The 20351-nt window shown below is 56.1% G+C and carries 20 protein-coding genes; 15 read left to right on the top strand and 5 right to left on the bottom strand.

What is annotated here, in order from left to right:
- Window positions 1-8: 8 nt before the first annotated feature.
- From nusA to mtr, 10 genes are all read left to right on the top strand, one after another.
- The gene (gene nusA / locus DG357_RS20015; protein ID WP_014885374.1) at window positions 9-1511 is read left to right on the top strand and encodes a transcription termination factor NusA; all 1503 of its coding nucleotides are present in this window, start codon (window positions 9-11) and stop codon (window positions 1509-1511) included.
- 24 nt (window positions 1512-1535) lie between these two features.
- Window positions 1536-4223: a translation initiation factor IF-2 gene (gene infB / locus DG357_RS20010; protein ID WP_041907885.1), complete on the top strand. Its 2688-nt coding sequence runs from the start codon at window positions 1536-1538 to the stop codon at window positions 4221-4223.
- 101 nt (window positions 4224-4324) lie between these two features.
- Window positions 4325-4729, top strand: coding sequence for a 30S ribosome-binding factor RbfA (rbfA, locus tag DG357_RS20005; protein ID WP_041907887.1), 405 nt, complete (start codon window positions 4325-4327; stop codon window positions 4727-4729).
- Entirely contained in the window at window positions 4729-5679 is a 951-nt protein-coding gene (gene truB / locus DG357_RS20000; protein WP_088204350.1) for a tRNA pseudouridine(55) synthase TruB, read from the top strand. The genes rbfA and truB overlap by 1 nt, the downstream gene beginning before the upstream one ends.
- A gap of 154 nt (window positions 5680-5833) precedes the next feature.
- Window positions 5834-6103 carry a 30S ribosomal protein S15 gene (gene rpsO / locus DG357_RS19995; protein ID WP_003861789.1) on the top strand — a complete coding sequence of 90 codons (270 nt, stop codon included), beginning with the start codon at window positions 5834-5836 and terminating at the stop codon, window positions 6101-6103.
- Window positions 6104-6345: 242 nt separating this feature from the next.
- Window positions 6346-8484, top strand: a complete 2139-nt coding sequence (gene pnp, locus DG357_RS19990) for a polyribonucleotide nucleotidyltransferase (protein ID WP_028014547.1) — start codon at window positions 6346-6348, stop codon at window positions 8482-8484.
- Between the two features lie 108 nt (window positions 8485-8592).
- Window positions 8593-9477, top strand: a complete 885-nt coding sequence (gene nlpI / locus DG357_RS19985; RefSeq protein WP_028014546.1) for a lipoprotein NlpI — start codon at window positions 8593-8595, stop codon at window positions 9475-9477.
- Between the two features lie 107 nt (window positions 9478-9584).
- The gene (yrbN, locus tag DG357_RS23360; protein ID WP_100122156.1) at window positions 9585-9665 is read left to right on the top strand and encodes a protein YrbN; all 81 of its coding nucleotides are present in this window, start codon (window positions 9585-9587) and stop codon (window positions 9663-9665) included.
- A complete protein-coding gene (locus DG357_RS19975) occupies window positions 9658-11553 on the top strand; it encodes a DEAD/DEAH family ATP-dependent RNA helicase (protein WP_041907893.1) in 1896 nt (631 codons plus the stop codon). The genes yrbN and DG357_RS19975 overlap by 8 nt, the downstream gene beginning before the upstream one ends.
- A 142-nt stretch (window positions 11554-11695) precedes the next feature.
- Window positions 11696-12940, top strand: coding sequence for a tryptophan permease (gene mtr, locus DG357_RS19970; protein WP_088204400.1), 1245 nt, complete (start codon window positions 11696-11698; stop codon window positions 12938-12940).
- Between the two features lie 84 nt (window positions 12941-13024).
- Here the strand turns inward: mtr and DG357_RS19965 are convergent, their stop codons facing one another.
- The 3 genes from DG357_RS19965 to ubiU form a co-directional block, all read right to left on the bottom strand.
- On the bottom strand, window positions 13025-14032 hold the full coding sequence (locus DG357_RS19965; RefSeq protein WP_047367057.1) for a luciferase-like monooxygenase: 1008 nt from the start codon (window positions 14030-14032) through the stop codon (window positions 13025-13027).
- A gap of 78 nt (window positions 14033-14110) precedes the next feature.
- The gene (locus DG357_RS19960; protein WP_041907896.1) at window positions 14111-14989 is read right to left on the bottom strand and encodes a U32 family peptidase; all 879 of its coding nucleotides are present in this window, start codon (window positions 14987-14989) and stop codon (window positions 14111-14113) included.
- Between the two features lie 7 nt (window positions 14990-14996).
- On the bottom strand, window positions 14997-15992 hold the full coding sequence (ubiU, locus tag DG357_RS19955; protein WP_014885366.1) for a ubiquinone anaerobic biosynthesis protein UbiU: 996 nt from the start codon (window positions 15990-15992) through the stop codon (window positions 14997-14999).
- A gap of 211 nt (window positions 15993-16203) precedes the next feature.
- Here ubiU and ubiT point away from each other — a divergent pair, with 211 nt between their 5' ends.
- Entirely contained in the window at window positions 16204-16728 is a 525-nt protein-coding gene (gene ubiT, locus DG357_RS19950) for a ubiquinone anaerobic biosynthesis accessory factor UbiT (RefSeq protein ID WP_028014541.1), read from the top strand.
- Window positions 16722-17225 (top strand): GNAT family N-acetyltransferase, encoded by a 504-nt coding sequence (locus tag DG357_RS19945; protein WP_028014540.1) that lies wholly within the window; start codon window positions 16722-16724, stop codon window positions 17223-17225. The genes ubiT and DG357_RS19945 overlap by 7 nt, the downstream gene beginning before the upstream one ends.
- On the opposite strand, the gene DG357_RS19940 is transcribed toward DG357_RS19945, so the two are convergent.
- Entirely contained in the window at window positions 17212-17541 is a 330-nt protein-coding gene (locus DG357_RS19940) for a GIY-YIG nuclease family protein (RefSeq protein WP_045260079.1), read from the bottom strand. The genes DG357_RS19945 and DG357_RS19940 overlap by 14 nt on opposite strands.
- A 14-nt stretch (window positions 17542-17555) precedes the next feature.
- On the opposite strand from DG357_RS19940, the gene DG357_RS19935 reads away from it, so the two are divergent.
- Complete coding sequence (locus DG357_RS19935) at window positions 17556-17990, top strand: YhbP family protein (protein ID WP_047364709.1); 435 nt, start codon at window positions 17556-17558, stop codon at window positions 17988-17990.
- On the opposite strand, the gene DG357_RS19930 is transcribed toward DG357_RS19935, so the two are convergent.
- Entirely contained in the window at window positions 17970-18488 is a 519-nt protein-coding gene (locus DG357_RS19930; protein ID WP_028014537.1) for a type 1 glutamine amidotransferase domain-containing protein, read from the bottom strand. The genes DG357_RS19935 and DG357_RS19930 overlap by 21 nt on opposite strands.
- Window positions 18489-18616: 128 nt before the next feature.
- On the opposite strand from DG357_RS19930, the gene DG357_RS19925 reads away from it, so the two are divergent.
- Both DG357_RS19925 and DG357_RS19920 read left to right on the top strand, forming a co-directional pair.
- Window positions 18617-19261, top strand: coding sequence for an NAD(P)H-binding protein (locus DG357_RS19925; RefSeq protein ID WP_032644919.1), 645 nt, complete (start codon window positions 18617-18619; stop codon window positions 19259-19261).
- A gap of 40 nt (window positions 19262-19301) precedes the next feature.
- Window positions 19302-20339, top strand: coding sequence for a permease (locus DG357_RS19920; RefSeq protein WP_028014535.1), 1038 nt, complete (start codon window positions 19302-19304; stop codon window positions 20337-20339).
- Window positions 20340-20351: the final 12 nt, after the last annotated feature.

Here is a 20351-nt window from a genome sequence, read left to right as displayed (position 1 = left end):
AGCCCGCGATGAACAAAGAAATTTTGGCTGTTGTTGAAGCCGTCTCCAACGAGAAATCACTGCCGCGTGAGAAAATTTTCGAAGCGCTGGAAAGTGCACTGGCTACAGCAACCAAGAAAAAATACGAACAAGAGATCGATGTTCGCGTAGAAATCGATCGTAAAAGCGGTGACTTCGATACATTCCGTCGTTGGGTAATCGTTGAAGAAGTGACCCAGCCGACCAAAGAGATCACCCTGGAAGCGGCACGTTTTGAAGACGAAAGTCTGAACGTGGGTGACTACGTTGAAGATCAGATTGAATCTGTGACCTTCGACCGTATCACCACCCAGACCGCTAAGCAGGTTATCGTGCAGAAAGTGCGCGAAGCCGAGCGCGCGCTGGTTGTCGATCAGTTCCGCGATCAGGAAGGCGAAATCATCACTGGCGTGGTGAAGAAAGTGAACCGTGACAACATCTCTCTGGAAATTAAATCCGAAGGGATGCCGGGCAACGCTGAAGCCGTGATCCTGCGTGAAGACATGCTGCCGCGTGAAAACTTCCGCCCGGGCGACCGTATTCGTGGTGTTCTGTACGCCGTGCGCCCTGAAGCGCGTGGTGCACAGCTGTTCGTGACCCGTTCTAAACCAGAAATGCTGGTTGAACTGTTCCGCATCGAAGTGCCGGAAATCGGCGAAGAAGTTATTGAGATCAAAGCAGCAGCTCGCGATCCAGGCTCTCGTGCGAAAATTGCGGTGAAAACCAACGACAAGCGTATCGATCCGGTCGGTGCTTGCGTCGGTATGCGCGGCGCGCGCGTTCAGGCGGTTTCTACCGAACTGGGCGGCGAGCGTATTGATATCGTTCTGTGGGACGACAACCCGGCGCAGTTCGTGATCAACGCAATGGCTCCGGCTGATGTCGCGTCTATCGTTGTTGACGAAGACAAACACACCATGGATATCGCTGTTGAAGCGGGCAACCTGGCGCAGGCGATTGGCCGTAACGGTCAGAACGTACGCCTGGCGTCACAGCTGAGCGGCTGGGAACTCAACGTCATGACCGTTGATGACCTGCAGGCTAAGCATCAGGCTGAAGCCCATGCGGCGATCGATACCTTCACCAAATACCTCGACATTGACGAAGACTTCGCCACTGTTCTGGTAGAAGAAGGTTTCTCTACGCTGGAAGAACTGGCCTATGTGCCAATGAAAGAGCTGCTGGAAATTGACGGTCTGGATGAGCCAACCGTTGAAGCCCTGCGTGAACGCGCTAAAAACGCACTGACCACCCTGGCACTGGCTCAGGAAGAAAGCCTTGGCGATAAGAAGCCGGCTGATGACCTGCTGAATCTGGAAGGTCTTGATCGTGCGATTGCGTTCAAGCTGGCTGCCCGTGGTGTTTGTACGCTGGAAGATCTCGCTGAGCAAGGCGTTGATGACCTGGCCGATATCGAAGGTTTAACCGACGAGAAAGCCGGCGAACTCATCATGGCCGCACGTAATATTTGCTGGTTCGGCGACGAAGCGTAATAAACTGTAGCAGGAAGGAACAGCATGACTGATGTAACTGTAAAATCGCTGGCTGCTGAGATTCAGACCTCCGTGGACCGCCTGGTACAGCAATTTGCTGATGCAGGGATCCCGAAGTCCGCTGATGACTCGGTGACCGCGCAAGAAAAACAAACCTTGTTAACGCACCTGAACCGCGAACACGGTTCTACGCCTGACAAGTTAACGCTGCAGCGCAAAACGCGCAGCACGTTAAACATTCCTGGTACCGGTGGCAAAAGCAAATCGGTACAAATTGAAGTCCGCAAGACGCGCACCTTTGTAAAACGTGATCCGCAAGAGGCAGAACGCCTTGCCGCGGAAGAGCAGGCACAGCGTGAAGCGGAAGAACAAGCTCAGCGTGAGGCGGAAGCAGCCGCCAAACGTGAAGCAGAATTAAAAGCTGAACGTGAGGCCGCAGAAAAAGCGAAACGCGACGCCAGTGATAAAGTGAAGCGTGACGCTGCGGAAAAAGACAAAGTGAGCAATCAACAGACAGACGAAATGACCAAAACCGCCCAGGCTGAAAAAGCCCGCCGTGAAAATGAAGCTGCCGAGCTGAAGCGTAAAGCGGAAGAAGAAGCCCGCCGTAAGCTGGAAGAAGAAGCTCGCCGCGTCGCTGAAGAAGCGCGCCGTATGGCAGAAGAAAACGAGAAGAATGGCGTGAATACCGCTGAACCGACTGAAGACACCAGCGACTATCACGTGACCACTTCTCAGCATGCGCGTCAGGCTGAAGATGATAACGACCGTGAAGTAGAAGGCGGCCGTGGCCGTGGTCGTAATGCAAAAGCCGCGCGTCCGGCTAAGAAAGGTAACAAACACGCTGAATCTAAAGCTGACCGCGAAGAAGCTCGTGCAGCGGTTCGCGGTGGTAAAGGCGGTAAGCGTAAAGGTTCTTCTCTGCAGCAGGGCTTCCAGAAGCCAGCTCAGGCGGTTAACCGTGACGTCGTGATTGGCGAAACCATCACCGTTGGCGATCTGGCGAACAAGATGGCGGTTAAAGGCTCTCAGGTCATCAAAGCGATGATGAAGCTGGGCGCAATGGCGACCATCAACCAGGTTATCGACCAGGAAACCGCACAGCTGGTTGCCGAAGAGATGGGCCACAAAGTTATCCTGCGTCGTGAAAACGAGCTGGAAGAAGCAGTAATGAGCGACCGTGACACTGGCGCTGCGGCTGAACCGCGTGCACCGGTTGTGACCATCATGGGTCACGTTGACCACGGTAAAACCTCTCTGCTCGACTACATTCGTTCTACGAAAGTTGCCTCCGGCGAAGCGGGTGGCATTACCCAGCACATCGGTGCTTACCACGTAGAAACCGAAAACGGCATGATCACCTTCCTGGATACCCCAGGCCACGCAGCGTTCACCTCAATGCGTGCTCGTGGTGCTCAGGCTACGGATATCGTTGTACTGGTTGTTGCAGCAGACGATGGCGTTATGCCACAGACCATTGAAGCTATCCAGCACGCGAAAGCGGCGCAGGTGCCTCTGGTTGTTGCGGTCAACAAAATCGATAAGCCAGAAGCCGATCTGGACCGCGTGAAGAACGAACTGTCTCAGTACGGCGTTATGCCGGAAGAGTGGGGCGGCGAAGCGCAGTTCATCCCTGTATCTGCAAAAGCGGGTACTGGTATCGACGACCTGCTGAACGCTATCCTGCTTCAGGCCGAAGTTCTGGAGCTGAAAGCCGTTCGTAAAGGTATGGCGAGCGGTGCGGTAATCGAATCCTTCCTGGATAAAGGTCGTGGTCCGGTTGCAACGGTTCTGGTTCGCGAAGGTACGCTGAACAAGGGCGACATCGTTCTGTGTGGCTTCGAATACGGTCGCGTTCGTGCGATGCGTAACGAACTGGGCCAGGAAGTGCTGGAAGCAGGTCCGTCCATTCCAGTGGAAATCCTGGGTCTGTCCGGTGTTCCGGCTGCCGGTGATGAAGTGACCGTTGTGCGTGACGAGAAGAAAGCGCGTGAAGTGGCACTGTATCGTCAGGGCAAATTCCGTGAAGTTAAGCTGGCGCGTCAGCAGAAATCTAAACTTGAGAACATGTTTGCGAACATGGCTGAAGGCGAAGTTCACGAAGTGAACGTCGTTCTGAAAGCAGACGTTCAGGGTTCTGTGGAAGCGATCTCCGACTCCTTGCTGAAACTGTCTACCGACGAAGTGAAAGTGAAGATCATCGGTTCTGGCGTAGGTGGTATCACCGAAACCGACGCAACCCTGGCTGCGGCATCCAACGCTATCCTGGTTGGCTTCAACGTGCGTGCTGATGCATCTGCTCGCCGCGTGATCGAAGCGGAAAGCCTGGATCTGCGCTACTACTCCGTCATCTATAACCTGATCGACGAAGTGAAAGCCGCGATGAGCGGTATGCTGTCTCCTGAGCTGAAACAGCAGATCATCGGTCTGGCTGAAGTGCGTGACGTGTTCAAATCACCGAAATTCGGTGCGATCGCGGGCTGTATGGTTACCGAAGGTACCATCAAGCGTCACAACCCAATCCGCGTACTGCGTGACAACGTGGTTATCTACGAAGGCGAGCTGGAATCCCTGCGCCGCTTCAAAGATGACGTTAACGAAGTCCGTAACGGCATGGAATGTGGTATCGGCGTTAAGAACTACAACGACGTTCGCGTTGGCGATATGATCGAAGTGTTCGAAATCATCGAGATCCAACGCAGCATCGACTAATCCTTAGGGATAAGTCCATATGTAGGCCGGGATCGCCTCGTGCCACCCGGCAATAATTTTAAAAGGGGCTTTTAGCCCCTTTTTTGTCTGGAGAATTTATTATGGCGAAAGAATTTGGTCGCCCACAGCGCGTGGCGCAGGAGATGCAGAAAGAGATTGCGCTTATCCTGCAACGCGAAATCAAAGACCCGCGTATCGGTATGATGACCACCGTCTCTGGCGTGGAAATGTCTCGTGACCTGGCCTATGCCAAAGTGTTCGTGACCTTCCTGAACGATCAGGACGAAGCGGCGGTGAAGAACGGCATTAAAGCACTGCAGGAAGCCTCTGGTTTCATCCGCTCTCTGCTCGGCAAAGCGATGCGCCTGCGTATTGTTCCCGAGCTGACCTTCTTCTACGACAACTCGCTGGTCGAAGGTATGCGCATGTCCAACCTGGTGACCAGCGTGGTGAAACATGACGACGAACGTCGTGTTAACCCGACGGACGACAGCAAGGAGGACTGATGAGTCGTCCTCGTCGTCGCGGTCGCGACGTGCATGGCGTGCTGCTGCTGGATAAACCGCAGGGTGCATCCAGCAACGACGTGCTGCAAAAAGTGAAGCGTATTTATAACGCTAACCGTGCGGGCCACACCGGCGCGCTGGATCCGCTGGCGACCGGCATGCTGCCGATTTGCCTGGGTGAAGCGACAAAATTTTCCCAGTACCTGCTCGATTCCGATAAACGCTACCGCGTTATCGCTAAACTGGGCCAGCGTACGGATACTTCCGACGCGGATGGTCAGGTGGTGGAAGAGCGCCCGGTGACCTTCAGCGCCGAACAGCTTGATGCGGCCCTGGAGAGCTTCCGCGGAGACACGATGCAGGTGCCGTCGATGTATTCGGCGCTGAAATATCAGGGCAAGAAGCTCTACGAATACGCGCGCCAGGGAATTGACGTCCCGCGCGAAGCGCGTCCGATAACCGTGTATGAGCTGCTGTTCATTCGCCACGAAGGTGACGAGCTGGAGCTGGAAGTCCACTGTTCGAAAGGGACCTATATTCGCACCATCATCGACGACCTGGGTGAAAAGCTGGGCTGCGGTGCGCATGTGATTTATCTGCGTCGTCAGGCGGTCAGTAAATATCCGGTGGAACGCATGGTGACGCTTGAGCAGCTGCGCGCGCTGGCTGAACAGGCACAAGCGCAGGGAGTGGAACCAGCAGATTTGCTGGATCCACTGCTGATGCCAATGGACAGTCCGGCAGCGGACTTCCCGATCGTTAATCTTCCTTTAACATCGTCCGTTTACTTTAAGAACGGAAACCCGGTTCGTACGGCGGATGCGCCGCTGGATGGACTGGTACGCGTGACGGAAGGTGACGAAGGGAAATTCATCGGTATGGGCGAAATGGACGGTGAAGGGCGCGTTGCGCCGCGTCGTCTGGTCGTCGAATATCCGGTCGGCGCGTGACGGTGATTACGCCTCACCTTGCGATAAGCAGGGGAGACGAGTAGAATATCGCCGCTTAACGCCCGGTAAATTGTTTAACAATCTGCGGGGCGTACATGGGGTCGCTGAATTAGAGATCGGCACCCTTACATTTTTTATACTTTGGAGTTTGAAAATGTCTCTAAGCGTTGAAGCTAAAGCTAAAATCGTTTCTGAGTTTGGTCGTGGTACTAACGACAGCGGTTCTACCGAAGTTCAGGTTGCACTGCTGACTGCACAGATTAACCACCTGCAGGGTCACTTTGCAGAGCACAAAAAAGATCACCACAGCCGTCGTGGTCTGCTGCGCATGGTTTCTCAGCGTCGTAAACTGCTCGACTACCTGAAGCGTAAAGATGTTGCACGCTACACCGCGCTGATCGAGCGTCTGGGTCTGCGTCGCTAAGTCTTGCGAGTTTCAGAAAAGGGGGCCTGATGGCCCCTTTTTTCAACCAGACGGCAGCAATTCAATGGAAACTATTGTATTGTTGCTATAAATGATCTTCATTGCAGAGGTTCGCGCGGCTAATGAGAGGCTTCACCCATGGGGGTGTCGGTTGTCATTAGTCGCGAGGATGCGAAGAAGGTCGGGTTAAATCGACAGCACGCCGGCGGTGTGCTGTCATACATTTAAGAAAGGATAGAATTTTGCTGAATCCGATCGTTCGTAAATTCCAGTATGGTCAACATACCGTCACGCTGGAAACCGGCATGATGGCACGCCAGGCGACTGCTGCCGTTATGGTAAGCATGGATGACACCGCGGTATTCGTGACCGTTGTGGGCCAGAAAAAAGCTAAACCAGGTCAGGACTTCTTCCCGCTGACCGTTAACTACCAGGAGCGTACCTACGCTGCCGGTAAAATCCCGGGTGGCTTCTTCCGTCGTGAAGGCCGTCCAAGCGAAGGCGAAACCCTGATCGCGCGTCTGATTGACCGCCCGGTTCGTCCGCTGTTCCCGGAAGGCTTCGTTAACGAAGTGCAGGTTATTGCGACCGTTGTTTCCGTTAACCCACAGGTTAACCCGGACATCGTTGCGATGATCGGTGCCTCCGCTGCCCTGTCACTGTCTGGTATTCCATTCAATGGCCCAATCGGTGCCGCGCGCGTCGGTTACATCAATGACCAGTACGTGCTGAACCCAACTCAGGAAGAGCTGAAAGAAAGTAAGCTGGACCTGGTTGTTGCCGGTACTGAAGCGGCTGTGCTGATGGTTGAATCCGAAGCTGAACTGCTGAGCGAAGACCAGATGCTGGGCGCTGTGGTGTTCGGTCATGAGCAGCAGCAGATTGTTATCCAGAACATCAACGACCTGGTGAAAGAAGCCGGTAAGCCACGTTGGGACTGGCAGCCAGAAGCAGCAAACGATGCGCTGAACGCACGCGTTGCGGCACTGGCAGAATCTCGTCTGAGCGACGCTTACCGCATCACCGACAAACAGGAGCGTTACGCTCAGGTTGACGCGATCAAATCTGAAGTAACCGCGACCCTGGTTGCCGAAGACGAAACGCTGGACGCTAACGAAATTGGCGAAATTCTGCACGCTATCGAGAAAAACGTTGTTCGTAGCCGCGTACTGGCAGGCGAGCCGCGTATCGATGGCCGTGAAAAAGACATGATTCGTGGTCTGGACGTACGCACTGGCGTACTGCCGCGTACTCACGGTTCTGCGCTGTTCACCCGTGGTGAAACGCAGGCGCTGGTTACCGCAACCCTGGGTACCGCACGTGACGCGCAGATCATCGACGAACTGATGGGCGAGCGTACTGACAACTTCCTGTTCCACTACAACTTCCCTCCGTACTCTGTGGGCGAAACCGGTATGGTTGGCTCACCGAAGCGTCGTGAAATTGGTCACGGTCGTCTGGCGAAGCGCGGCGTGCTGGCAGTGATGCCGGAAGCTGACAAATTCCCGTACACCGTTCGCGTGGTTTCTGAAATCACCGAATCCAACGGTTCTTCTTCCATGGCTTCCGTGTGTGGTGCCTCTCTGGCGCTGATGGATGCGGGCGTGCCGATCAAAGCCGCCGTTGCGGGTATCGCAATGGGTCTGGTGAAAGAAGGCGACAACTTCGTTGTTCTGTCTGACATTCTGGGTGACGAAGACCACCTGGGTGATATGGACTTCAAAGTAGCGGGTTCCCGCGACGGTATCTCTGCCCTGCAGATGGATATCAAAATTGAAGGTATCACCAAAGAGATCATGCAGGTTGCTCTGAACCAGGCTAAAGGTGCGCGTCTGCACATCCTGGGCGTGATGGAACAGGCTATCAACGCGCCACGCGGTGATATCTCTGAATTCGCTCCGCGTATTCACACCATCAAGATCAATCCAGACAAGATCAAAGATGTTATCGGTAAGGGCGGTTCTGTTATCCGCGCGCTGACCGAAGAGACCGGCACCACCATCGAAATCGAAGATGACGGTACTGTGAAGATCGCAGCAACCGACGGCGAGAAAGCGAAATTCGCTATCCGTCGCATCGAAGAAATCACTGCTGAAATCGAAGTGGGCCGCGTCTACGCGGGTAAAGTGACCCGTATCGTTGACTTTGGTGCGTTCGTTGCCATCGGTGGCGGTAAAGAAGGTCTGGTTCACATCTCTCAAATCGCTGACAAGCGCGTTGAGAAAGTGACCGATTACCTGCAGATGGGTCAGGAAGTGCCGGTTAAGGTTCTGGAAGTTGACCGTCAGGGCCGTATCCGTCTGAGCATTAAAGAAGCAACCGAGCAGTCTCAACCTGCTGCGGCACCGGAAGCTCCGGCTGCTGAACAGCAAGGCGAGTAAGTTGCCATTTGCCCTCCGCTTTGCGGAGGGCCTGTTATCAGGCAGGACGCCTTGTTAAGCCGCCGGGGGACAGGACGTTCATCCAATAGTTGTCTTCGGGAGTGGGAAATGAAGCCTTTTTTGCGCTGGTGTTTCGTTGCGACAGCTTTAACGCTGGCAGGATGCAGCAACTCTGCCTGGCGTAAGAGCGAAGTCCTCGCAGTGCCATTGCAACCGACTTTGCAGCAGGAAGTGATTCTGGCACGCATGGAACAAATACTTGCCAGTCGGGCTTTAACCGATGACGAACGCGCACAGCTTTTATATGAGCGCGGAGTGTTGTATGATAGTCTCGGTCTGAGGGCATTAGCGCGAAATGATTTTTCACAAGCGCTGGCTATCCGACCTGATATGCCTGAAGTATTCAATTACTTAGGCATTTATTTAACGCAGGCAGGCAATTTTGATGCTGCCTATGAAGCGTTTGATTCTGTACTTGAGCTTGATCCAACTTACAACTACGCGCACTTGAATCGCGGTATCGCATTGTATTACGGCGGTCGTGATAAGTTAGCGCAAGATGATCTGCTGGCGTTTTATCAAGACGATCCTAATGATCCTTTCCGTAGCCTGTGGCTTTACATCGTTGAGCGGAAGCTCGATGAGAAGCAGGCAAAAGAAGCACTACAACAGCGCTTCGAGAAATCGGATAAGGAACAGTGGGGATGGAACATTGTCGAGTTCTACCTGGGCAACATTAGCGAAGCAACGCTGATGGAACGCCTCAAGGCGGACGCAACGGATAACACCTCGCTCGCTGAGCATCTCAGTGAAACCAACTTCTATTTAGGTAAGTACTACCTAAGTCTGGGGGATATGGACAGCGCTACGGCACTGTTCAAATTAGCGGTTGCTAACAACGTACATAACTTCGTTGAGCACCGTTATGCATTGTTGGAATTATCGCTCTTGGGCCAGGAGCAAGACGACCTGGCAGAATCGGACCAGCAATAGCTGACGACATAAACATCAGCCCGTAATCTTTTGATTGCCATCACCTTCACTGGTGAGGGCGTTGTTGTTCGTCAATACACCTACTTTGAGCCGGTTCACACTTTTCAATGAAAATTGCTAATCATTTTCACGATGAGCTAAGTAGACTGGCCGCCATTGACATTGAGGCACTCGTACTACATGGCTGAATTCGAAACCACTTTTGCAGATCTGGGCCTGAAGGCTCCTATCCTTGAAGCCCTTAACGATCTGGGTTACGAAAAACCATCTCCGATCCAGGCAGAATGTATCCCGCATCTGCTTTCTGGTCGTGACGTGCTGGGCATGGCCCAGACTGGTAGCGGTAAAACTGCAGCGTTCTCGCTGCCGCTGCTGAACAACATCGATCCGGACCTGCGTGCACCGCAGATCCTCGTCCTGGCTCCAACTCGTGAACTGGCTGTTCAGGTTGCTGAAGCAATGACGGAATTCTCTAAACATATGCGCGGCGTAAACGTGGTAGCCCTGTACGGCGGCCAGCGTTATGACGTGCAGTTACGCGCCCTGCGCCAGGGCCCACAGATTGTCGTCGGTACGCCGGGCCGTCTGCTGGATCACCTGAAGCGCGGTACTCTGGACCTCTCTAAACTGAGCGGCCTGGTACTGGATGAAGCAGATGAAATGCTGCGTATGGGCTTCATCGAAGACGTAGAAACCATCATGGCGCAGATCCCGGAAGGTCACCAGACCGCTCTGTTCTCTGCAACCATGCCAGAAGCGATCCGTCGCATTACCCGCCGCTTCATGAAAGAGCCGCAGGAAGTGCGTATTCAGTCCAGCGTGACCACTCGCCCGGACATCAGCCAGAGCTACTGGTCCGTGTACGGCATGCGCAAAAACGAAGCGCTGGTCCGTTTCCTGGAAGCGGAAGATTTTGATGCGGCGATTATCTTCGTGCGTACCAAAAATGCGACCCTGGAAGTGGCTGAAGCGCTGGAGCGTAACGGCTACAACAGCGCAGCGCTGAACGGCGACATGAACCAGGCCCTGCGTGAGCAGACGCTGGAGCGTCTGAAAGACGGTCGTCTGGATATCCTGATTGCAACCGACGTGGCAGCACGTGGTCTGGACGTTGAGCGTATCAGCCTGGTTGTAAACTACGACATTCCGATGGATTCCGAGTCTTACGTTCACCGTATCGGTCGTACCGGTCGTGCGGGTCGTGCTGGCCGTGCGCTGCTGTTCGTTGAGAACCGCGAGCGTCGTCTGCTGCGCAACATTGAACGCACCATGAAGCTGACCATTCCAGAAGCCGACCTGCCAAACGCAGACCTGCTGGGCAAACGCCGTCTGGAAAAATTCGCCGCGAAAGTACAGCAGCAGCTGGAAAGCAGCGATCTGGATCAGTACCGCGCGCTGCTGTCGCAGATCCAGCCTGTCGCTGAAGGCGAAGAGCTGGACATGGAAACTCTGGCTGCAGCACTGCTGAAAATGGCTCAGGGCGAACGTAGCCTGATCGTGCCACCAGATGCACCGATGCGTCCTAAGCGTGAGTTCCGTGACCGTGACGATCGTTTCGAACGTCGTGGCGACCGTAACGACCGTGGTCCACGCGGCGACCGTCCAGAGCGTGGTGGTGAAGACCGTCCACGTCGTGAGCGTCGTGACGCTGGCGACATGGAACTGTACCGCATTGAAGTGGGCCGTGATGATGGTGTTGAAGTTCGTCACATCGTTGGCGCGATTGCTAACGAAGGCGACATCAGCAGCCGTTACATTGGTAACATCAAGCTGTTCGCATCCCACTCTACCATCGAACTGCCAAAAGGCATGCCGGGCGAAGTACTGCAGCACTTTACTCGCACCCGCATCCTGAACAAGCCGATGAACATGCAGCTGCTGGGCGATGCACAGCCACGTCCTGACCGCGGTGGCGAACGTCGTGGCGGTGGTCGCGGTTTCGGCGGCGAGCGTCGTGAAGGCGGTCGCAGTGAAGGACGCGGTGGTGAAGGTCGTCGTTTCTCCGGCGAGCGCCGCGAAAGCCGTGGCCCACGTCGTGAAGAAGGCACCAGCCGTCGTCGTTTCGGTGACGCGTAAGCCTTTCGCTTCTGACGTAAAGTAAAATATACAGCCCCGATACACGCTATCGGGGCTTTTTTTATTCCCTTTGTACTCTTGTACTGGTACAGTGCATCACACTAAAATGCAGAACCGCATGATTAACTGGAGAAAAGGCTGTATGGCGACACTAACCACCACCCAAACGTCACCTTCGCTGCTTGGCGGCGTGGTGATCATCGGCGGAACCATTATAGGTGCCGGGATGTTTTCCCTGCCCGTGGTCATGTCCGGTGCGTGGTTCTTCTGGTCGCTGGCCGCGCTGGTGTTCACCTGGTTCTGCATGCTGCATTCCGGCCTGATGATCCTTGAAGCGAACCTGAACTACCGCATTGGCTCCAGCTTCGACACCATCACCAAAGATCTGCTGGGCAAAGGCTGGAACCTGGTGAACGGCCTTTCCATCGCATTTGTGCTCTACATCCTGACCTACGCGTACATCTCAGCAAGCGGCTCGATTCTGCATCACACCTTTTCGGAGATGTCGCTGAACGTTCCGGCGCGTCTGGCGGGACTCTTCTTTGCGATGGGCGTGGCGTTCATCGTCTGGATGAGCACCAAAGCGGTGAGCCGCATGACGGCGATTGTGCTGGGCGCGAAGGTCATCACCTTCTTCCTGACCTTCGGCAGCCTGCTGGGGCACGTTACGCCCGCCACGCTGTTTAACGTTGCGGAAGTTAATACCTCCTACACGCCGTATCTGCTAATGACCCTGCCGTTCTGTCTGGCGTCGTTCGGCTACCACGGCAACGTGCCGAGCCTGATGAAGTACTACGGCAAGGATCCGCGCACCATCGTGAAGTGCCTGGTCTACGGCACGCTGCTGGCGCTTGGGCTGTATGTGATTTGGCTGCTGGGGACAATGGGCAACATCCCGCGCCCGGAGTTTATCGGCATTGCGCAAAAGGGCGGTAACATTGACGTGTTGGTGCAGGCGCTGAGCGGCGTACTGAACAGCCGCAGTCTGGATCTGCTGCTGGTGGTCTTCTCCAACTTTGCGGTGGCGAGTTCATTCCTCGGTGTGACGCTGGGCCTGTTTGACTACCTGGCGGATCTGTTTGGCTTTGACGATTCTGCGATGGGGCGTTTCAAGACGGCGCTGCTGACCTTCCTGCCGCCGATTGTCGGCGGTCTGCTGTGGCCGAACGGGTTCCTCTATGCCATCGGCTATGCAGGGCTGGCGGCCACCATCTGGGCGGCGATTGTGCCAGCGCTGCTGGCACGTAAATCACGTAAACGCTTCGGCAGCCCGAAATTCCGCGTCTGGGGCGGTAAACCGATGATTGCGCTGATCCTGGTATTTGGGGTGGGTAACGCGCTGGTTCACGTGCTGTCGAGCTTTAACCTGTTGCCTGTGTACCAGTAAACACATTGCCCGGTGGCGCTACACTCACCGGGCCTACAGGGACCGCGTAGGCCGGATAAGGCGAAGCCGCCATCCGGCAAAAAACTACCCCACCAATTCTTCTTTCACCTGCATCGCCAGGTCAAACGAATGTAAACGCGCCTGGTGATCGAAAATCTGGCCGTTGACCATAATTTCATCCGCCTGCGTTTCACGCAGCACTGCTTCCAGCCCGTGACGCACTTTTGCCTTATCACCCACCAGCGACATGCTCAACGCCTGCTGCACGCCATACTGCTCGGAGGCCGACCACAGCTGATGCATATTTTCCACCGGAGGCGGCAACTGGCCCGTCTCACCGCGGCGCAGCTTCACAAACGCCTGCTGCATAGAGGTAAACAGGAATTCCGCGTCGCGATTGCTGTCAGCGGCAATGATGTTGATACACACCATCGCGTACGGCTTCTCCAGACGCTCGGACGGTTTGAAGTTCGTACGGTAGAGGTGCAGCGCCTGATGCAGCATATCCGGCGCGAAGTGGGAGGCGAACGCGAACGGCAGCCCCAGCTGCGCGGCGAGCTGCGCGCTATACAGGCTCGAGCCTAACAGCCACACCGGGATCTTCTCGCCATAGCCCGGCACCGGGCGCACGTGCGGGTTCGGATCGCGCGCGTCGAACCAGTCCACCAGTTCCGCCACGTCGCGCGGGAAGTTATCGATATCGCCGCTCATATGGCGGCGCAGGGCGCGCATGGTCGGCTGGTCGCTGCCTGGCGCGCGGCCAAGCCCCAGGTCAATACGGCCCGGATAGAGGGTGTTCAGCGTCCCGAACTGCTCGGCTATCACCAGCGGGGCGTGGTTCGGCAGCATCACGCCACCGGAGCCAAGGTGCAAAGTGGTGGTATTCGCTGCCAGGTAGCCAATCAGCACCGATGTAGCGGCGCTGGCAATGCCGACCATGTTGTGATGTTCTGCCAGCCAGTAGCGGTGATAGCCACGCTTTTCGGCCAGCTGAGCCAGATCGAGAGAGTGCGTGAAGGCTTCTCTTGCCGAGGAGCCTTGTGGGATCGGCGCCAGATCCAGCACCGAAAACGGAATGGTTTTGTCAGTCATAACAGCTCACTTTGTCGACGGTCAATCTTTAATACTGCATTAAAAAATGATAACCGTTGTTAACAAAGTGAGCCTTTTTTAGGCCTGAAGTTCCAGCCCGGCCAGACGTTTCCAGTAACCGTTGCAGTCGCTGTTTGCCGCCAGCGGCAGCGGCGACGCGCCGTTTTCGTTAGCGCGGAAGGCGTCCAGCATCGCGAAAACGCTGGTATCCAGCGGCGACAGGCGCACCATGTCCACCAGCCCGTCCATCGACGCCAGCTCGTTGCCGAGGTTATAGACGTAACCGCTCATGGTCTGAATGCCGTTCAGGACAAACACCTGCTGGTTCTCCTGCGACAGCATGCTGCGCCCGTTCGGGTACTTGATGCAGCAGGTTTCACATTCATCTTTCGGGCGGTCTTCCGATCGCGCGGTGAAGCAGCGGGCAGAGTAGGCCAGCGGCAGATGACCGTAGCTCAGCACTTCCACTTCGAACTGATGGCGAATGCCCAGCTCGTCGCACTGATTCAGCAGGTTTGCCAGCCAGTCACGGGAGAGCTCCACCGGCATGCACCAGCGGGTCATTCCCTGTTTGAGCAGCAGGCGCAGGGTGACGGCGTTATAGCAGTTCAGCGCATGGCCTGCGACAAACGGCAGCCTGCGTTCGGCGCACATGTTCACTACCCCCAGGTCGCTCGCTTCCAGCAGAAACTCACCGTTTTCGACGTAGCGCTTCAGCTCGCCCAGTTCGGACGAAGCCTGCACCAGCGCGAGCGTTGACAGCACCACCTGCTTGCCGCTCCCGGCCAGGCTTTTCGCCATCTCCAGCCAGTCGCCCACTTTGGTGGCGCGGCGTTTGCTGCACACCGCTTCACCGAGGTAAATCACATCGGCGCTGCTGGTGGCGGCTTGTTGGTAAAAATCTTCCAGCGTCTCTTTTGGCCAGTAGTAGAGCACCGGCCCTAATGAATATTTCATGGTTATCTCACTGCCATTTACGGTGATACGCGCCCAGCGTGGTTTGCGTTCCTTCGGACATCGATCCGAGCGTCTCCATCCACGCCGCCTGTGGGGCGTAGTTCTGCGGGTCCGCCATGCAGCGGTCAATGGCCTGACGCCACACTTTCGCCACCTGGCTCACATAGGCCGGACTGCGCTGGCGACCTTCAATTTTCACCGAGGCAATATTGGCGGCCAGCAGCTCCGGCAGCAGCTCCAGCGTGTTAAGGCTGGTGGGCTCTTCCAGCGCGTGGTAGCGCTCGCCGTCGACCAGGTAGCGGCCTTTGCACAGCGTCGGATAACCCGCGTTTTCACCGTCCTGATAGCGGTCGATCAGAACTTCATTCAGACGCGACTCCAGCCCCTGCGGGGTCTGCTGCCAGCGGACGAAGCGGGCAGGGGAGCAGGCCCCGACGGTATTCGGCGATTCACCGGTTAAGTAAGAAGAAAGATAGCAACGGCCTTCGGCCATGATGCACAGACTACCAAAGGCAAAAACCTCCAGCGGCACTGGCGTGACGCGCGCGAGTTGCTTAACCTGATGAATAGAGAGCACGCGCGGCAGCACCACGCGAGCGACGTCAAAGTGTTGATGGTAAAAACGCACCGCCTCTTCGTTGGTGGCAGATGCCTGAACAGAGACGTGGCGCTCAATATGCGGATAGCGTTCTGCCGCATACTCAAGCATGGCGAGGTCGGCCAGGATTAACGCATCGGCGCCCAGCTGTGCTGCCATGTCCACCGCGCGCTGCCAGCGGGCGTAACCGTCAGGATGGGCAAACGTGTTGATGGCAATATGCAGCTTGCGGCGGTGCTGATGAACGAAGTTAACGGCTTCCTGAAGCTTTTTCTCCGTAAAGTTAAGGCCAGCAAAATGGCGGGCGTTGGTGTCATCTTTCAGCCCGATATAGACCGCATCGGCCCCATTCTCGATGGCCGCCTTAAGCGCCGGAAGGTTTCCGGCAGGGCAGAGCAGCTCCATAAATTATCCTGATGTAGTCGATAGCAAAATTGTTAACGAGCTGGGATTTTAATTAACCCATACGCGACAATTTTTGATTTAAGGCAGCTAATGGCGTATTGATGGCACCAATAATGGGGTACGTCCGACGATGGTTTGTTGATTTACGCCGCTATGTTCTGGAACGGATGTGGCAAAATAGCGGGACTATAGCTATCAGGGAGTAAAGCTCGTGCTGGATAAACTGCGTTCACGTCTCGTACAATTCGGTCCATCAATGCTGAGCGTGCCGGTCAGGCTGGCGCCGTTCGCGCTTAAACGCCAGGTGCTGGAGCAGGTTCTGAGCTGGCAGTTCCGTCAGGCGCTGCAGGATGGCGAGCTGGAGTTTCTGGAAGGGCGCTGGTTAAGCATTGAGGTGCGTGACATCGGGCTGCGCTGGTTTACCTCCGTAGAGAACGACCAGCTGATCGTTCGTGAGTCTGCCGAGGCGGACGTGAGCTTTAGCGCCAACGCCAGCGACCTGCTGATGATTGCCGCGCGTAAGCAGGACCCGGACACACTCTTCTTCCAGCGCCGTCTGGTGATTGAGGGCGACACGGAGCTTGGCCTATACGTTAAGAATTTAATGGATGCCATTGAGCTGGAGCAGATGCCGAAAGCGCTGCGCGTGATGTTGATGCAAATGGCAGATTTTGTTGAGGCGGGGCTGAAATCCCCGCCGGACAGTAAACACACTTCAGTAGGTGAGCCATGCTGATTCGAGTCGAAATAGGGATTGATGCACCGGGTATCGATGCGTTATTACGCCGCGCTTTTGAGAGCGATGCGGAAGCCCAACTGGTCCACGATCTCCGTGAAGACGGCCTGATCACGCTGGGGCTGGTTGCCACCGATGACGAAGGTCAGGTTGTCGGCTATGTTGCCTTCAGCCCGGTGATCGTTCAGGGTGAAGATCTTCAGTGGGTGGGCATGGCACCGCTGGCGGTAGATGAAAACTACCGCGGGCAGGGCCTGGCGCGCCAGCTGGTCTATGAAGGGCTGGACTCGCTGAATGAGTTTGGTTATGCCGCCGTGGTCACGCTGGGCGATCCGGCGTTCTATGGCCGTTTAGGCTTCGAGCAGGCCGCGCATTACGATCTTCGCTGCCGCTGGCCAGGTACCGAATCCGCCTTCCAGGTGCATCGCCTGGCGGATGATGCCCTGAACGGCGTAAATGGTCTGGTGGACTACCACGACCATTTTAATCGCTTTTAATCAGGCTCTCGCGTAGCGCCTCAAAGGAGCCGTCTCCGGTCACGAGGCGCTCCTTCTGGCGCTTCGTTAGCTGCTTAATACGGTACTCCAGCCTGAGTGCCAGCGATCTGTCCCCCACGGCGGCAGAAAAAGCCAGCTGCAGTTCGCCTTTCCCCCGCAGCGCTTTTGCCCCTTTCCCCGTTTGATGTTGTAAAAAACGCCGCGCCACATCGGTGGTGATCCCGGTGTAGAGTGCGTTATCAGCGGTTCGGACAAGATAGAGAAACCAGCACACGGTAAACAGATTCAGTATGTTAAGGTGAACGCACCATAGCATGAGAGAGAACGAAAATGGAAACACTGGCCGCCATTAACCGCTGGCTGGCAAAGCAGCACGTCGTGACCTGGTGCGTATATAGCGAGGGCGAAATGTGGTGCGCCAACGCCTTTTACTACTACGATCCTGAACGCGTCGCTTTTTACGTCATGAGTGAGGACAAAACGCGGCATGCCCAGATGACCGGCCAGCAGGCAAAAGTGGCGGGCACGGTCAACGGCCAGCCCAAAACCGTCGCGCTGATCCGCGGCGTGCAGTTCAAAGGCGAAATTCGTCGTCTGGAAGGTGAAGAAAGCGACGCACAGCGTAAACGCTACACGCGCCGCTTCCCGGTTGCTGCTGCGCTAAAAGCCCCGGTGTGGGAAATCCGCGTTGATGAGCTGAAATTTACCGACAACACCCTGGGCTTTGGCAAAAAGCTTCACTGGCTACGCGCCGAGCAGGCGTAGCGCTTCGCGGTTAAACGCCGGGAGATCGTCCGGGGTCCGGCTGGTGATCAGCTGGTCGTTATCGTTGACCACCTCCTGATCGTAAAACTCGGCGCCTGCGTTTTTCAGATCGATAACGATCGGTTTCACCGCCGTAAGCTTACGCCCGCGGACCACTTCAGCGCTGATCAGCAGCTGCGGGCCGTGGCAGATGGCAAAGACCGGCTTGCCGGTGCCGACGAAGTCACGGGTAAAGGTGACGAAACGCTCGTCCCCGCGCAGGGAATCTGGTGAATGGCCGCCCGGTAACAGCAGGGCGTCGAAATCTGACGGGCTGACGTTATCGATGGACTCGTCGATGGTCACGCTGGCTTCGCCCTTGTGGCCCTTCACGGTTTTACCCGCTTCTTTCTCAATGGTGATGACCTCGTGGCCCGCCTTGCGGAATGCCTCAGCTGGTGACGTAAATTCTGAATCTTCAAACTCGTCGGTAATCAAGACTGCGATTTTTTTACCCATGCTTCCTCCGTTGTTTTCGCTTCAGACTGTTTTTTTCCCGTTTGTGGTAAATACTTACCGGTAACAGACTTTTAAGTGTGGTAGAGCAGGTCCAGATCGCAAACGGACAATTCTGTAAAGGGGATAAGATGAGTCAGGTACTGATTACCGGCGCAACCGGGCTGGTGGGTGGACATCTGCTGCGGTTGCTGATCCAGGACCGGCATATCAACTATATTGCCGCCCCGACGCGCCGCCCGCTGTTGGATATCACCGGCGTCTATAACCCGCACGATCCCCAGCTCACCGACGCGCTGGCGCAGGTGCAGGATCCTATAGATATCGCCTTTTGCTGCCTGGGCACGACGCGGCGTGAGGCGGGCAGTAAAGAAGCGTTCGTCCATGCGGACTACACGCTGGTGGTGGATACCGCCCTGACGGCGAAAAAGTTGGGGGCAAAACATTTCCTGGTGGTGAGCTCGCACGGCGCCAGCACCGGCTCACCGTTTTTTTACAATCAGGTGAAGGGCAAAATGGAAGAGGCGCTGATTGCGCAGAAGTGGGAGCGCCTGACAATCGTGCGGCCTTCCATGCTGATGGGCCACCGCGACGAACGGCGTTTTAACGAATCCTTCTTCGCCCCGCTGTTTCGTATCCTGCCGGGTAACTGGAAGTCCATCGAGGCGCGGGACGTCGCGCAGGCGATGCTGAAAGAGGCGCTGGCACCGTCGCAGGAGGGCGTCAATATCATCCCTTCGGCAAAACTGCGTGAAATCGCGCAGGGCGAGGCGTAAACTTCTCCGGCTTATTAAATAACACTCTCCGGGGAATGCTATGACTGGTCAGTCTTCATCTCAGGCGGCAACACCTGTCCAATGGTGGAAGCCCGCACTCTTCTTTCTCGTGGTCATCATTGGCCTCTGGTATGTGAAATGGCAGCCGTACTACGGCAAAGCCTTCACCGCCGCCGAAACGCACAGCATCGGTAAATCTATACTCGCTCAGGCTGATGCCAGCCCGCTGAAGGCGGCATGGGATTACGCCATGGTCTACTTCCTGGCGGTGTGGAAAGCTGCCGTCTTAGGGGTAATCCTGGGATCGCTGATTCAGGTACTTATTCCGCGAAACTGGCTGGTGAAAACACTCGGGCAGCCGCGCTTTCAGGGCACGCTGCTGGGGACGATTTTCTCTCTGCCGGGCATGATGTGCTCCTGCTGTGCCGCACCGGTAGCGGCGGGTATGCGCCGCCAGCGCGTATCCATGGGCGGTGCGCTGGCATTCTGGATGGGGAACCCGCTGCTCAACCCGGCGACGCTGGTGTTTATGGGCTTTGTGCTCGGCTGGCATTTTGCCGCTATCCGTCTGGTTGCCGGGCTGCTGACGGTGCTGGTGGTGGCGACGCTGGTACAAAAACTGGTGAAGGATACTGCCGTCGAACCCGCAGCCGTTGAACTGGACGTCAGCGAACCGCAGGGCGGTTTCTTTACTCGCTGGGGTAAGGCGTTGTGGCAGCTTTTCTGGAGCACCATTCCGGTCTATATCCTGGCGGTACTGGTTCTGGGCGCGGCGCGCGTCTGGCTCTTCCCGCATGCGGATGGGGCAATCGACAACACGCTGATGTGGGTGATTGCGATGGCCGTTGCAGGCTGCCTGTTTGTGATCCCCACGGCGGCAGAAATTCCGATTGTCCAGACCATGATGCTGGCCGGTATGGGTACCGCACCGGCGCTGGCGCTGCTTATCACCTTGCCGGCAATCAGCCTGCCGTCGCTCATCATGCTGCGTAAGTCTTTCCCGGCGAAAGCGCTGTGGCTGACGGCGGGGCTGGTGGCGTTGAGCGGAGTGATGGTGGGGAGTATTGCGTTGATGTAAAAAAAGCCCGGT

Origin of the sequence: Enterobacter bugandensis, assembly GCF_900324475.1 — a bacterium.
GTDB classification, from domain to species: Bacteria; Pseudomonadota; Gammaproteobacteria; order Enterobacterales; family Enterobacteriaceae; genus Enterobacter; species Enterobacter bugandensis.
Note: the sequence above shows the minus strand (reverse complement) of the source record. Positions and strands in the feature narration are given on the sequence as shown.